The sequence below is a fragment of the Actinotalea endophytica genome, from assembly GCF_025717005.1.
Classification (GTDB): Bacteria; Actinomycetota; Actinomycetes; order Actinomycetales; family Cellulomonadaceae; genus Actinotalea.
The window spans coordinates 256,165-270,311 of record NZ_JAOVZU010000001.1 but is presented as its reverse complement, the minus strand read 5'-3'; the positions used below and the strand labels follow the sequence as shown (position 1 = coordinate 270,311).

Genomic DNA, 14,147 nt, shown 5'->3' with positions numbered 1-14,147 from the left:
CCAGGGTAGGCCGGGCGCACCGAACCGCTATGCCGAGAGCGGAACGGGACTTCAGTCCCTGGACGAGTGGGACCAATGTCACAGGTGGGACGTACCGTTGCCCAGTGACAAAGACCAACCCCACGGGTGCGGCGGCTCCCACGTCCGCGACCCCGGCGGCCGCCCCGGCCGAGCCCGCGACCGCGGCAGCCCCCGGCGGCTACGTCCCGCCGAGCCGGCGCGAGATCCTCGCGATCCTCGGCGGCCTGATGATGGGGATGTTCCTGGCCGCGCTGGACCAGACCATCGTCGCGACCGCGATCCGCACCATCGGCGACGACCTCAACGGCCTCTCGCTGCAGGCCTGGGTGACCACCGCGTACCTGATCACCTCGACGATCGCCACGCCGCTGTACGGCAAGCTCTCCGACATCTACGGCCGCAAGCCGCTGTACCTCACCTCGATCGGCCTGTTCCTGGTCGGCTCGCTGCTGTGCGGCACCGCGACGTCGATGTACCAGCTCGCCGGCTACCGGGCGCTGCAGGGCCTCGGCGGCGGTGGCCTGATGGCCCTCGCGATCACGATCCTCGGCGACCTGCTCAGCCCGCGCGAGCGCGCCCGCTACCAGGCGATCTTCCTGGCCGTGTTCGGCGTCTCCTCGGTGGTCGGCCCGATCATCGGCGGGTTCTTCGCCGGTTCGAGCTCGGTGCTCGGGATCACCGGCTGGCGCTGGATCTTCCTGGTCAACGTTCCGCTCGGGATCGCCGGCATGATCGTCATCTCGCGCGTGCTGCGACTGCCCAAGCACCACGTCGACCACCGGATCGACTGGCAGGGCGCGGTCGCCCTGGCCGGCGGGCTGGTGCCGTTGCTGATCATCGCCGAGCAGGGCCGCGAGTGGGGCTGGTCCTCGCCGGTCGCGCTGCTCTGCTACGGCCTTGGCGCGCTCGGCATCGCGATGTTCGTCTGGGCCGAGCACGCCGCCAAGGACGAGGCGCTGCTCCCGCTCCGGCTGTTCCGGAACTCCACGTTCTCGGTCACCGCAGGGATCAACGTGGTGCTCGGCATGGGGATGTTCGGCGGCATCGCGACGCTGCCGCTGTGGCTGCAGATCGTCAAGGGCATGAGCCCCACCGAGGCCGGCCTCGCGCTCCTGCCGTTCACCGGCGGGATCATGGTCGCCTCGGTGATCGCCGGGCAGACCGTCGGCCACACCGGCCGGTACAAGGCGTTCCCGGTGGCCGGCACGGCGTTCCTCGTCGCCGGGGCCGTGCTGATGTCGCAGCTGGAGGCCACCTCGCCGTACTCGACGGTCGCGTGGCGGACCGCGGTGTTCGGCTTCGGTCTCGGCTTCTGCTTCCAGCCGCTCGTGCTCGCGGTGCAGAACGCGGTGCCGCCGCGAGACATGGGTACCGCCACGTCGTCCTCGCTGTTCTTCCGGCAGATGGGCGGCACGCTCGGCACCGCCGTCTTCCTCTCGATCCTGTTCTCCACGGTCGGCCAGAAGATCGGCACCGCGTTCCAGGACGCGCTCGCGACCTCCGACCTGCAGGCCGCGCTCAAGGACCCGACGACGCTCACCGGCGACCCCGCGGCCAACCAGCAGGTGCTCCAGGCGTTGCAGGGCGGGTCGGGCAGTGGCGGGCTCTCCCTGGACGACTCGTCGTTCATCGCGCACCTCGACCCGAGGCTGGCCGAGCCCATCCTGGTCGGCTTCTCGTCGAGCGTCTCGCTCGTCCTCGAGGTCGCGGCCGCGGTGCTGGTGATCGGCTTCGTCCTGTCCTGGTTCGTGCCCGAGCTTCCGCTGCGGATGGTCTCCGGCATCCAGTCCCGGATGGAGGAGGACGCCGCGGCGCAAGGTGCGGACTCCGGCGACGGGGTGCACGGCGCGGTGCCGGACGGCGCGGTGCCCGGCGACGTGGTGCACGCCGCGGTGCCGGACGGCGCGGTGCAGGACGGCGAGATCCCCGCAGGTGAACCCGCCGAGGCGCACGCCGACCGGGCTGCGACACCCGACGACCCGGACGCGCTGCCCGCCGTTCAGCGCGACGGGGGCTCGAGCCGCTCGTAGGCCGCGCCGAGCGGTGGCCGGCGGTCGGCCTCGCCCGCCCGGGGCCACAGCGCCATCGCGCGCTCGGCCTGCGCGGTGATGGTCAGCGACGGGTTCACGCCGAGGTTCGCCGACACCGCCGACCCGTCGACCACGTGCAGCCCGGGGTGCCCGAACACCCGGTGGTAGCCGTCGACGACCCCGGTCGCCGCGGAGTCGCCGATCGTGCACCCGCCGATCAGGTGCGCGGTCATCGGCACGTCGACGATCTCGCTCACGCTGCTGCTCACGAACCCGCGCACCAGCCGGGCGGCGCGGGACATCGCGTCGTAGCCGGACGGGATCCAGGTGGGGTTGGGTGCGCCGTGGCCCTGGCGCGAGGTGACCCGGACGCGTCCGAGCAGCCCACGCCGTGGGTAGAGCGTGAGCGACGTGTCGGTGGACTGCATGACCAGGCCGATGATCGTGCGCTCGGACCAGTGCCCGATGCCGAGCAGCCCCGACGCGACCCGGGCCGGGTGCCGCACGACCTCGGCGAGCCAGCGCACGGGCCGGGGAACCCGGCCACCGCCGGGCGTCCCGATCGTCGACAGCAGCGCCATCGCGTTGGAGCCCGCGGCGTAACGCACCGGCTCGACGTGGGTGTGCGGCTCGGGGAAGAACGACGAGGTGATCGCCACGCCGCGCGAGTAGTCGGCGGCTCCGCGGTGCCGCATGTCGGCGGTCGCCCCGGTGAGCGCCTCGCTGTTGGTGCGGGTCAGCGCGCCGAGCCGGCCCGACAACCGTGGCAGCGAGCCGCCGGCCTTGAGCCGGTGCAGCAGCTGCTGGGTGCCCCACGCCCCGGCCGCGAGGACCACCTGGTCCGCCGTGATCGTGCGCCGGGTGCGGCGCGGCCACCATGCGCCGGTGCGCTCCACCTCCACCCGCCAGCGACCGTCGTGGGGCGTCAGGCCCACCACGGTGGACAGCGGTTCGACCTGCGCACCGGCGGCCTCGGCGAGGTGCAGGTAGTTCTTCACCAGCGTGTTCTTCGCGCCCACCCGGCACCCGGTCATGCACGCGCCGCACTCCGTGCAGCCGGTGCGCGCCGGGCCGGCACCGCCGAAGAACGGGTCGGGCACCGTCACCCCGGGTTCGGTGCCGCCGTCCCGGCCGAAGAACACGCCGACCGGCGCGGTGCGGAACGTGTGCCCGACGCCCATCTCCTCGGCGACCTGGCGCATCACCCGGTCCGACGCGGTGGTCGTCGGGTTGGGCGTGACGCCGAGCATCCGCTCGGCGGTGTCGAAGTGCGGCGCGAGCTCGGCCTGCCAGTCCGTGAGGCCGGCCCACTGGGGGTCGGCGTAGAACTCGGCCGGCGGGCGGTACAACGTGTTCGCGTAGACCAGCGAGCCGCCGCCGACGCCCGCGCCCGCGAGCACCAGGACGTTGCGCAGCAGGTGGATCCGCTGGATGCCGAACCAGCCGAGCCGCGGCACCCACAGGAACCGGCGCAGGTCCCAGCTGGACCGCGGCAGCTCGTCGTCGGCGAACCGCCGCCCGGACTCCAGCACCCGGACCCGGTACCCCTTCTCCGCGAGACGCAGCGCCGCGACCGACCCGCCGAACCCGCTGCCGACCACGACGACGTCGACGTGCTCGGTCGCCCGCGCCCTCACCGTGCGGGCACCCGCCGCCACAGCCGGATCGCCGCGGTCATCACCCGCGCGTAGCGTTCGGCGGTCAGGCCCGGCAGGTAGGTGGACGGCAGGAACCGCTGCACGGCCACGGTCTGCGGCTCGGTCCACGTCAGCAGGCTCTCCCGGCCGTGCCGCCGGCCCATCCCGCTGTCCCGCGTGCCACCCATCGGGGCGGCGTGGCTCGCCCAGGTCGCGGCGTACCCGTCGTTGACGTTCACGGTGCCCACGTGCAGCCGTGCCGCGAGCCGCCGGGCCAGGCCGACCGGGCCCCAGATGCTCGCGTTCAGCCCGTACGGGGTGTCGTGCGCGGCGTCGAGCGCCTCGTCGTGGTGGCCGAACCGGTGCACGGAGACGACCGGCCCGAACGTCTCCTCACGAGCGACCCGCATCGACGACGTCACCCCCACCAGGACGGTGGGCTCGTGCGCGTGCGGCCCGAGATCCGGCCGGGCCCGCCCGCCGGTCAGCACGGTGGCGCCCTGCTCCACCGCGTCCCGCACGTGGCCGGTGACCCGCTCGAGCTGCTTGGCGCTGGCCAGCGGCCCCATGTCGGCGTCCCACCCCGTGCCCACCCGGATGGCGGAGACCCGCGCGACGAACGCCTCGACGAAGGCGTCGTGCACCGCGTCGGCCACGAAGATCCGCTCGATCCCGACGCACACCTGGCCCGAGGACGAGAAGCACGCCCGCACCGCGCCCTCCGCGGTGCGCTCCGGGTCGGCGCCGGGAAGGACGAGCATGGCGTTCTTCCCGCCGAGCTCCGCGGAGAACGTGATCAGCCGTCGACCGCACTGCTGGGCCAGCACCCGGCCGGTCTCGGTGGAGCCGGTGAACATCAAGCCGTCCACCTCGTCCACGATCGCCGGGCCGAGCTCGGTGCCCGGCCCCGTGACGACCCGCACGAGATCGCGCGGCACGCCGGCCCGGTACAGCAGCTCGACCAGGGCGAGCGCGCAGAACGGCGTCTGCGAGTCCGGCTTGAGCACCACGCCGTTGCCGGCCAGCAGTGCGGGCATCAGGTCGGAGACGGCGAGCGTCAGCGGGTAGTTCCACGGGCTGATCACGCCGATCACGCCCTTGGGCCGTCGCCGCACCGTGGTGTGCGTCGCGACCGGCATGTACCCGGCGACCCGCCGCGGGCGGAGCACGCGGTGCGCGACGTGCCCGAACCAGCGCGCCGCGAGCGCGATGTCCCCGACCTCCTCGAACGCGTCCTTGCGGGCCTTGCCGGCCTCGGCCGTCGCGAGGTCCATCAGCCTGTCCTGGTCCTCGAGCACGAGCACGCCGAACCGACGGATCACGGCGGCCCGCGCACGGACCGAGGTGTCGGCCCAGGCCCGCTGGGCCTCGCGGGCCCGGGCCACCGCCGCGGCGACGTCCTCGGCGGTGCACACCGGCACCTCGCCGACCACGCCGCCGTCCACCGGGCTGATCACCGGCCGGGTCGCGGGCCGGTCGCTCGCCACGAGGGCCGCGAGGCGGGTGGTGTCGATCCGGGCGGCTTCGTCCGCGGGCACGACACCCTCGGCACGTTGAGCGACGTCGCTCACGATCCCTCCAGAAGTACGGCTCCCAGGATCATGCACCCGGATCAGCCCAGCAGCGCGACAACCTCGGCTCGGTCGGTCTCCGTGAGGGCCCACCCGGCGGCCGCGACGTTCGCGGCGACCTGCTCCGGACGCGTCGCACCGGCGATCACCGACGCGACGAGCGGGTTCGAGGTGTGCCAGCTCATCGCGAGGTCGAGCAGGGTGTGCCCGTGCTCGGCGGCCCAGGCGATCAGGCGCTCGACGACGGCCAGCCGCTCGTCGTTGATGAACCGCCCCGCGCGCTCGGCAGGGATCCCGGCGAGCCGTGACCCTTCGGGCATCGGGCTGCCCAGGCGGTACTTGCCGGTGAGCAGGCCCGACTCGAGCGGGAAGTACGGCACGAACCCGACGCCGAGCTCGGCGCACGCGTCGTAGACACCGTCGGTCTCGGGGTCGCGGGTCAGGAGGCTCGAGTAGTTCTGCAGCGACGCCCAGGCCGGCAGGCTCCGCTCGCCCGCGACGGCGTGCGCGTGGCGCAGCTGGTCGGCGGTGAGGTGGGTCGCGCCGATCTCGACGACCTTGCCCTCGGCCTGCAGCTCGGCCAGCGCGCCGAGGGTCTCCTCGACCGGGGTCCAGGGGTCCGGGCGGTGCATCTGGTAGTGGTCGACCCGGTCGGTGCCGAGCCGCTGCAGGCTCGCCTCGAGCCGGCGCCGCACGACCGCGGGGTCGCCGCCGCGCTCACCCTCGGCGAGGTCGCTGTCGTGGCCCCACTTGGTCGCGACGATCACGTCGTCACGCCGGCCCTTGAGGGCGGCGCCGAGCAGCTCCTCGGAGCGGCCGTCGTTGTAGACCTCGGCGGTGTCGAAGTACGTGATGCCCGCGTCGATCGCGGCGTCGACCACCGCGCGCGTGCCGTCAGCGTCCGTCCGCCCGCCGAAGTTGTTGCACCCGAGTCCCACCACGGAGACGTCGAGCCGTCCGATGCGTCGTAGTTCCATGACTGCGACGCTACGACGGATCCGACGTGCTCACCCAACCGGTCCGTCCCGGGGGCGATGCAGGTCTGCACCTCCCCCGGGACGTCAGGCGTCAGACGCGGCTCGCCGCGCCGCTCCGGTCGCACGACCCGTCGTGCTGCGCGTGCTCGCGCCCCTCGACCACCGAGCCGTCGGTGTCGAGCAGCACCCGGGTCGCGCGCCGCTTGCGCAGGTCGAGCATGCCCAGCAGCGACCCGTAGGCCCCGGTGCGGGCGTCGGCCGCGCTGTCACCGATCTGGCCGGTCGACCAGTTGTCCTCGATGAACCGGAGCACGCCGGCCTGCTCGGTCTGGGTGTGGTCCACGTAGTCGGTCTTCGCGAACGGCGAGATGACCAGCAGCGGCTGGCGCGTGCCGGGGCCGCAGCGGTCCTGGTAGCCACCGGCGATCCCGACCGTCGCGGCCGCGTCGGTGCAGATCGACGCGTCGTTCGCCTGGTCGGTCGAGCCGTTCAGGATCTGGGCCGACACGTGGTCGTACCAGCCGTCCGAGTCGTCGTAGAGCACGACGATCGCCGTCGAGGACCAGTACTCCGAGGTCTGGATGGCGTTGATCTCCTTGATCAGGAAGTCCTGCTCGTCCAGCGGGTCCGAGTACGCCGCATGACCGTCCTGGTAGGCCGGCGCCTTGAGGAAGCTCACGGCCGGCAGGTTCCCGGCTGCGAGCGCCTGGTCGAAGTCGGTCATGTCGTACTGGTGGTTCGCCTGGTCGGAGCGCCCGACCGTCGCCGTCGAGGTCGGCGGCAGGTGGTGCGGGTTGGCGGTCGACTCGTAGTACTGGAACGGCTCATGGTGCGCGCTGTAGTCGAGCGACGAGACCCCTGCCCCGTTGGTGCTGGTCGCGCCGCACACCGCCTTCGTGCCGGTGGCGTCGTCGTACCCGGTCGTCGGCCGGAAGCCGCCCTGGAACCAGCCCCAGGTCACGCCCTTGGCGTTGAGCAGGTCACCGATGTTCTGCCCGTGCATGACCGCGAGGTTGTGGCTCGTCGCGCCGTTCTTGTTCGAGCAGTCGTCGAAGTACGGGTCCGGGTCGTTGATCACGGTCCCCACGCCGTCCGCGTCCGGGGAGACGACGGTGTACGCGTCGGCCGTCGGGACGCCGTCCGGGGTCATGGCGGTGACGCCGTGGGTCTGGCCCGAGATGAGGTTGAGCGCACCGGGCGTCGACGGGCCGAAGGTCGTCGAGTACGAGTTGTCGGACATGGCGTAGTGCTGGGCGTAGTTCCACAGCGCCGTGACGGTGTTGCCGTCGTAGTAGTCCATGACCAGGCCCGGCGCGGAGTACATCGCCGGGTCGCAGGTCTCCCGGTCGGTGTTCTCGACGAAGAGGTCCATCGCGCCGTCGTCGTAGGCGCGCTGCTCGGCGGCGTAGCCGTGGTCCTGGTCGCAGGTGACCGCCTGGTCGGGGCCGAGGCGCTGCGGGTCGGCCGCGTTGGGGTTCCCGGTCAGCAGGCCGGCGCTCGCGAGGTTGTCGACCTGCGGCGTGCGGGAGGACGCGGTGAAGGTGGTGCCGTCGGTGTTCGCGGCGTTCGGGTAGGTGGCGAAGTAGTGGTCGAACGAGACGTTCTCCTGGAACACCACCACGAGGTGCTTGATCGGCGTCGTGGTCGCCGCCTCGCGGCGTGAGCGCTGGTGCGCCTGGGCATGGGCCGAGGCGGCCGCCGGCGCCGCGACGAGCGAGGCGACACCGAGGCCGAGGGCCAGGACTGCCAACCGCGAGCGTTGTGCTGCTTGCACGAGTGTGCTCCTCTCCGGACCTGAGCGGGGCGATCGCCCCACCGCAGGCTCGACCCATCGAGGCCATTTGTCTCGGAACGAGACGGTGAAAAGCAGGTGAACGGAGACACTACTCGCGTGTCCCGCACAGGGGGCGTCCAGCCGCTGTCCAGGCACGCCGGCCGGACCGGGGAGCGGTGCCCGCCGAGGCGCCGCCCGGTCGCTGCCGAGCCGCAGCTGAGCCCCTGATCAGCCCCAGACGAGCCCGCGGGCCGGGTCCTCCAGCACGGCCGCCACATCGGCGAGCAGCCGCGAGCCCAGCCCACCGTCCACCAGGCGGTGGTCGAAGGACAGCGCGAGCTGCGTGACGTGCCGCACCTTGACCTTGCCCTTGTGCACCCACGGCTGCTCGCGGATCGCGCCGAACGCGAGGATCGCGGACTCACCGGGGTTGAGGATCGGCGTGCCGGTGTCGATCCCGAACACCCCGACGTTGGTGATCGTGATGGTGCCGTCGGCCATGTCCGCGGGCGTCGTCCGCCCTGCCCGGGCCGTCGCGGTCAGGTCGGCGAGCGCGACGGCGAGGTCGTGCAGGCCCAGGCGGTGCGCGTCCTTGATGTTCGGCACCACCAGGCCGCGCGGGGTCTGCGCCGCGATGCCGAGGTTCACGTAGTGCTTGTAGACGATCTCCTGGCTCTCGTCCCGCCAGGACGCGTTGACCTCGGGGTGCCGCCGCACCGCGATGAGCAGCGCCTTCGCGGCGATGAGCAGCGGCGTCACACGCACGTCGGCGAACTCGCGGTCCTCCCGCAGCTCGGCGACCAGACGCATCGTCCTGGTCACGTCGACGGTGTGGAACACCGAGACGTGCGGCGCGGAGAACGCCGAGGTGACCATCGCCTCCGCCGTGCGCTTGCGCACCGACTTCACCGGGACCCGCGTGGTGCGCCCGTCCGGCGAGACCGTGCCGGAGGCCAGCCACGGCTCGTCGTCGTTCGGGTAGGTCGCGAGGGTCTGCGGCTTCACGGCCGTGGCCTGGGCGATGACGTCCTCGCGGGTCACGATGCCGCCCGGGCCCGTCGGGCTGACCGACGCGAGGTCGACGCCGAGGTCCTTCGCGAGCTTGCGCACCGGCGGCTTGGCGAGCACCGGACGGCCCGCGTGGTCGGCCGACACGGGCGTGGTGAGGGTCGGGTCGTCGTCCTCGGCGGGGCTCCCGGCCACGGCGGGCTGCTCGGCCGGAGACCGAGACGCGTCAGCGGCGCTCGCCGACCGTGCGGACGCTGCAGGAGCGGCCGCGGGGGCCGTGGGGTCGGCGGGTGCTGCGGTCGCACCGGACGCGACCGCACCGCCGGACGACGTAGAGCCCGCGGACGACGCAGAGCTCGCGGACGGCACAGGACCCCCGGCCGCCTCCGCCCCACGCCGGCGCCGCCGACCCTGCGCCTCGCCACTCACGCCGTAGCCCACCAGGACCGCGCCGGACGCACTGCCGCCCGACGTCTCGCCCGCACCGCCGTCGGCCGCCTCGTTCGACCGTGCGCCACCCGCGGCCGGGTCGTCGCCCGCCGCAGCGCCTCCCGGCGCCTCGGCGACGGGCTCGCCGTCGGGGTCGGTGTCGACCGTGATGATCGGCGTCCCGACGTCGACCGTCTCGCCCTCGGGGACCAGCAGCGCACTCACCACGCCCGCGAACGGGCAGGGCAGCTCGACCAGCGACTTCGCGGTCTCGATCTCGACGATGACCTGGTTGACGGTCACGCGGTCACCGACGGCGACCCGCCACTCGACGATCTCGGCCTCGGTCAGGCCCTCCCCGGCGTCGGGGAGGAGGAACTGCTCGTACCTGGGCACCAGGGAAACTCCTCGGCAGTGGGGGGGGGACGGGCTCAGACGGCCATCGCGCGGTCGACGGCGTCCAGCAGCCGGTCGACGGACGGCAGGTAGTGGTGCTCCAGCCGCGACGGCGGGTAGGGGGTGTGGTAGCCGCCGACCCGCAGCACCGGCGCCTCGAGCTCGAAGAAGCACTCCTCCGTGACGCGGGCCGCGACCTCGGCGCCGACGCCGTGCGAGACGGCCGCCTCGTGCACGACGACGCAGCGTCCGGTGCCGCGCACCGACTCCACGACGGTGTCGTGGTCGAGCGGCGAGATCGTCCGCAGGTCGATCACCTCGAGGCTGGTGCCCTCCTCGGCGGCGACCTCGGCCGCACGCAGGGCGGTGTGCACCGTCGGGCCGTACGCGACCACCGTCAGGTCGGCGCCGGGTCGCACCACGCGGGCCTTGTCGAGGCCCGCCCCGGGCGTGCCGTACGGGGTGAGCGCGACCTCGGCCTTGTCCCAGTACCGGCCCTTCGGCTCGAGGAAGATCACCGGGTCCGGCGAGGCGATGGCCTCCTGGATCATCGTGTAGGCGTCCGCCGGCGTGGCCGGGCTGACCACGCGCAGGCCCGCGGTGTGCGCGAACAGCACCTCGGGCGACTCGCTGTGGTGCTCGACCGCGCCGATGCCGCCGCCGTAGGGGATCCGGATCACGACGGGCACGGTGATCCGGCCGAGCGATCGGGCGTGCAGCTTGGCCAGCATCGTGGTGATCTGGTCGAACGCCGGGAAGACGAAGCCGTCGAACTGGATCTCGCACACCGGCCGGTAGCCGCGCATCGCGAGACCGATGGCGGTCCCGACGATGCCGGACTCGGCGAGCGGGGTGTCGACCACGCGGTCCGGGCCGAACTCGGCCTGCAGCCCGTCGGTGACCCGGAACACACCACCGAGCCGGCCGATGTCCTCGCCCATCAGCAGGACGCTCGGGTCGTGCCGGAGTGCGGTGCGCATGCCCAGGGTCAGGGCCCGGGCCAGGGTGAGCTTCTCGGTGGGCACGGTGGTGGTCGCGTCGGTGCGGTCGGCCATGGTGGTCATCGGACGCTCCCGTCCTCGAGGGCGGACTCGTAGTCGCGGAACCAGGCGCGCTCGGCGTCGACCAGGCTGTGCGGCGTCGCGTAGACGTGGTCGAACATCGACTCCGCGGGCGGCGGGGTCATCGCGTGCACGGTGTCCCGCACGTGGACGGCGAGCTCCTCGGCCCGGGCGTCGAGGTCGTCGAGGAACTGCTGGGGCAGCTCGCCGGCATCCGCGAGATACCGCCGGAGCCGGTCGATCGGGTCCTTGGCGCGCCATGCGGCGACCTCGGCGGCGTCGCGGTAGCGCAGCGGGTCGTCGGACGTGGTGTGCGCGCCCATCCGGTACGTGACGGCCTCGATGAAGGTCGGCCCGCCGCCGTTGCGTGCCCGGTCGAGCGCCTCGGCGGTGACCGCGTAGCAGGCCAGCGGGTCGTTGCCGTCCACCTGGACGCTCGGGATGCCGAACCCCACGCCGCGCTGCACGAGCGGCACCCGGGTCTGGCCCGAGGTCGGCACGGAGATCGCCCACTGGTTGTTCTGCACGAAGAAGACCACCGGCGCCTGGTTCACCGCGGCGAACGTGAGGGCCTCGCTGACGTCGCCCTGGGAGGTCGCGCCGTCGCCGAAGTAGGCGATCACGGCGGTGTCTCGGTTCGGGTCGCCGGTCGCGACGTCGCCGTCGCGCTGCACGCCCATCGCGTAGCCGACCGCATGCAGCGGGTGCGCGCCGACCACGAGGGTGAACAGGTGGACGCGGTGCTCGGCCGGGTCCCAGCCGCCGTGGTCGACGCCGCGGAACTGCTTGAGCACGTCCGTCAGGTCCAGGCCCCGCACGTGCAGCACGCCGTGCTCGCGATAGGCCGGGAAGACGTAGTCCTGCGGTGCGAGCGCGTGCGCCGAGCCGACCTGCGCGCCCTCCTGGCCCAGGCTCGGCGTGAACAGCCCGAGCTCGCCCTGGCGCTGCAGCGCGGTCGCCTCGGTGTCGAACCGGCGGGTCAGGACCATGTCCGCGTAGAGCTCGCGGAGCGCTGCGGGGTCGAGGTGCGCGACGCGGGGGTCGTAGCGATGGTCGGCGACGCGGGTGCCTTCCGGGGTGAGGAGCTGCACGGTGTCGAGGACGTCAGGCTGGGTCACGCGGAGGTCCTTCCGGTGGGCCGAGTCAGGTGCCGCGGGTACTGCGGTCGTGGCGCCCGACGGGCTCTGCCGGGCTGGTTACGCCAGCGTAGGCTACGCAACCGTAGGTTCCGATTGCAGCAACCTCACAAACCGCCTCCGGCGCGGTTGTGCGGACTCCCCAAAGGGTGCCGGGGCCGCCTCGGGTGTGCCTCGGTTGGGGTCCGGCAGGCTCCTCAGGCGTCCAGCGGGACCACCCGGGCAGGCTCCTCAGGCGTCCAGCGGGACCACCCGGGCAGGCTCCTCAGGCGTCCGGCGGGACCACCCGGGCAGGCTCCTCAGGCGTCCAGCGCGTCGAGCTTCGCGGCCACGTCGGCCGAGAAGCCGCCGGTCGCGATCGGACCCCAGCGGGTCGGTGTGACCCGGATCAGGCTCTTGCCCTGCACGAGCATCGCGGCGCGGTACTCGTCCCAGTCGGGGTGCTCACCGGCGATGCAGCGGTAGTAGTCGACCAGCGCGTCCACGGCCGCGGGGACGTGCAGCACCTCTGCGGTGCCGTCGACCTGGACCCACGCCCCGCTCCAGTCGTCGGAGAGCACCACGACACTGACCCGCGGGTCACGCTCGGCGTTGCGGGTCTTCGCGCGCTCGGGATAGGTCGAGATGAGGATCCGGCCGTCGTGCACGCCACCGGTGACCGGGGAGATCTGCGGCCCGCCGTCCGCGCGGCGGGTGGCGAGCAGCAGCCGGTGGCGAGGCCGGACGAAGTCGAGCAGGGCGTCGAGGTCGGCCTGGGTGTTCGTCGCGATGGTCCGTGCCATGCGACGAGCCTACGAGGGCAGACCTGCCCGCAGTCGATCGGCGCCCGCTCGATCGGCGCCTACCCTGCCGTCAGTCGATCGGTGCCCACTCCGCCGTGAGCGCGAGGACCGCGTCGTTCGCCTCGGGCGAGCCGATCGAGACCCGCACGCCCTCACCGGCGAACGGCCGGACGAGCAGGCCGCGGGCCGCCGCCCGGGAGGCCAGGTCGGTGGTGTGTTCGGCCGTGGCGAGCCAGACGAAGTTGCCCTGCGCGTCCGGCACATCCCAGCCCTGGCGGCGCAGCGCGGCGACGACCCGCTCGCGCTCGGCCACCACGTCCCGCACACGGTCCATCAGCGCCTCGGCGGCGTCGAGGGAGGCGAGCGCCGCGGTCTGCGCGAGCTCGTTGACCCCGAACGGCGTGGCCGCGGTGCGTACCGCGGCGGCGACCTCGCGGTGCGCGACCGCGTAGCCGACCCGCAGTCCGGCGAGCCCGTAGGCCTTCGAGAAGGTGCGCAGCAGCACCACGTTGGCGTGGTCGGCGAGCAGCCGGCCGCCCTGTGCGGCGTCGGGGTCGGTGACGAACTCGACGTACGCCTCGTCGATCACGACGAGCACGTCGCGAGGCACCGTGGCGAGCAGCTCGACCATCTCGTCGTGGTGCACCACGGGTCCGGTCGGGTTGTTCGGCGTGCAGACCATGAGGACCTTCGTGCGCTCGGTCACGGCGGCGGCCATCGCGGCGAGGTCGTGCCGGGCGTCGGAGGTCAGCGGCACCTGGACGTGCTCGGCACCGGTGAGCCGCACCAGGATCGGGTAGGCCTCGAACGACCGCCATGCGGTGACCACCTGGTCGCCGGGCTCGCAGAACGCCTGGAGCACATGGCCGAGCACGGCGACCGAACCGGTCGAGGCGACGACGTTCTCGGCCGCGACGCCGTGCCGCTGCGCGATCGCCGCGACCAGGGTGTCGGCGAACATCTCCGGGTACCGGTTGACCCGCCCCGCCGCCTCGGCGATGACGTCCTGCACGGGGCCGAGCGGCGGGTACGGGTTCTCGTTCGACGAGAGCTTGTGCGCACGGTCGTCGCTGGGACGCGCGCCGGGCACGTAGGCGGGCAGCGCGGCGACCACCGGGCGGGGCAGCGGACGCGGCAGGCGGCCGGCGTCGGCCGGCCCGGAGGCGGCGCTGTCGGCAGGCTCGACGGCCGAGGCGGGGTCGACGTCGGCGGCCGGGGCGGGGTCGACGTCGGGGTCTACGTCGGGGTCTACGTCGGGGGCGGGGGCGGGGTCGAGGTGCTCGGTGGGCTCGGTCACCGGGCCAGCATGCCAGCGTCCGGACCGC

Annotated in this window: 10 protein-coding genes; 1 reads left to right on the top strand and 9 read right to left on the bottom strand. The window is 73.2% G+C overall.

Annotated features, from left to right (window positions below; genetic code table 11):
* Positions 1 to 104 precede the first annotated feature (104 nt).
* Positions 105 to 2,051 (top strand): MDR family MFS transporter, encoded by a 1,947-nt coding sequence (locus tag OEB99_RS01285; RefSeq protein ID WP_263507810.1) that lies wholly within the window; start codon positions 105 to 107, stop codon positions 2,049 to 2,051.
* Here the strand turns inward: OEB99_RS01285 and OEB99_RS01280 are convergent.
* The 9 genes from OEB99_RS01280 to hisC all read right to left on the bottom strand — a co-directional run bounded on the left by OEB99_RS01280 (position 2,021) and on the right by hisC (position 13,960).
* Positions 2,021 to 3,688, bottom strand: a complete 1,668-nt coding sequence (locus OEB99_RS01280) for a GMC family oxidoreductase N-terminal domain-containing protein (protein WP_263507809.1) — start codon at positions 3,686 to 3,688, stop codon at positions 2,021 to 2,023. The two genes, OEB99_RS01285 and OEB99_RS01280, sit on opposite strands and share 31 nt — an antisense overlap.
* On the bottom strand, positions 3,685 to 5,259 hold the full coding sequence (locus tag OEB99_RS01275) for a succinic semialdehyde dehydrogenase (RefSeq protein WP_263507808.1): 1,575 nt from the start codon (positions 5,257 to 5,259) through the stop codon (positions 3,685 to 3,687). Before OEB99_RS01275 ends, OEB99_RS01280 begins: the two co-directional genes overlap by 4 nt.
* Before the next feature lie 41 nt (positions 5,260 to 5,300).
* Positions 5,301 to 6,236 carry an aldo/keto reductase gene (locus tag OEB99_RS01270; protein ID WP_263507807.1) on the bottom strand — a complete coding sequence of 312 codons (936 nt, stop codon included), beginning with the start codon at positions 6,234 to 6,236 and terminating at the stop codon, positions 5,301 to 5,303.
* 91 nt (positions 6,237 to 6,327) lie between these two features.
* Positions 6,328 to 8,010, bottom strand: coding sequence for a phospholipase C (locus tag OEB99_RS01265; protein WP_263507806.1), 1,683 nt, complete (start codon positions 8,008 to 8,010; stop codon positions 6,328 to 6,330).
* A 228-nt stretch (positions 8,011 to 8,238) separates the two neighbouring features.
* Positions 8,239 to 9,843: a dihydrolipoamide acetyltransferase family protein gene (locus OEB99_RS01260; protein WP_263507805.1), complete on the bottom strand. Its 1,605-nt coding sequence runs from the start codon at positions 9,841 to 9,843 to the stop codon at positions 8,239 to 8,241.
* Between the two features lie 35 nt (positions 9,844 to 9,878).
* Positions 9,879 to 10,907 (bottom strand): alpha-ketoacid dehydrogenase subunit beta, encoded by a 1,029-nt coding sequence (locus OEB99_RS01255; protein ID WP_263507803.1) that lies wholly within the window; start codon positions 10,905 to 10,907, stop codon positions 9,879 to 9,881.
* Entirely contained in the window at positions 10,904 to 12,022 is a 1,119-nt protein-coding gene (pdhA, locus tag OEB99_RS01250; RefSeq protein WP_263507802.1) for a pyruvate dehydrogenase (acetyl-transferring) E1 component subunit alpha, read from the bottom strand. The genes OEB99_RS01255 and pdhA overlap by 4 nt, the downstream gene beginning before the upstream one ends.
* Before the next feature lie 317 nt (positions 12,023 to 12,339).
* Positions 12,340 to 12,822: a PPOX class F420-dependent oxidoreductase gene (locus tag OEB99_RS01245; protein WP_263507800.1), complete on the bottom strand. Its 483-nt coding sequence runs from the start codon at positions 12,820 to 12,822 to the stop codon at positions 12,340 to 12,342.
* 70 nt (positions 12,823 to 12,892) lie between these two features.
* Positions 12,893 to 13,960, bottom strand: coding sequence for a histidinol-phosphate transaminase (gene hisC / locus OEB99_RS01240; protein ID WP_263508272.1), 1,068 nt, complete (start codon positions 13,958 to 13,960; stop codon positions 12,893 to 12,895).
* Positions 13,961 to 14,147: the final 187 nt, after the last annotated feature.